This window comes from Paraburkholderia sp. RL18-085-BIA-A, from assembly GCF_046027075.1.
Taxonomy (GTDB): Bacteria; Pseudomonadota; Gammaproteobacteria; order Burkholderiales; family Burkholderiaceae; genus Paraburkholderia.
This window is the reverse complement of the sequence record NZ_JARESU010000729.1, coordinates 1-234: the sequence shown is the minus strand read 5'-3', so window position 1 is coordinate 234 and position 234 is coordinate 1. Positions and strand designations below refer to the sequence as shown.

The following is a 234-nucleotide window of genomic DNA, read 5'->3' as shown; positions in this document are numbered from 1 at the left end:
GGCACCGCACAGCGCCATGCGCCAGACGATGTCAACCGTGCCCGGGTGCGCTCCGATCGTCGCAAGCGACAGCAGTCCGCCCGCGAACAGCGCGAGCCCGATGCCGCCAAGCACGCCGGCCGAGTAACGGTCGGACAGCGCGCCGGCGAGCGGCGCGGCGACCACGATCACGAGCGGCCAGGGTGTCATGTAGAGGCCCGTCTGCACCTGCGAGAAGCCGAGCGAATGTTGGAG

At 70.5% G+C, this 234-nt stretch carries 1 pseudogene; it reads right to left on the bottom strand.

The features are described 5' to 3' along the window. Positions 1-234, bottom strand: a pseudogene (locus tag P0D89_RS54580) (MFS transporter); the annotation flags it as partial.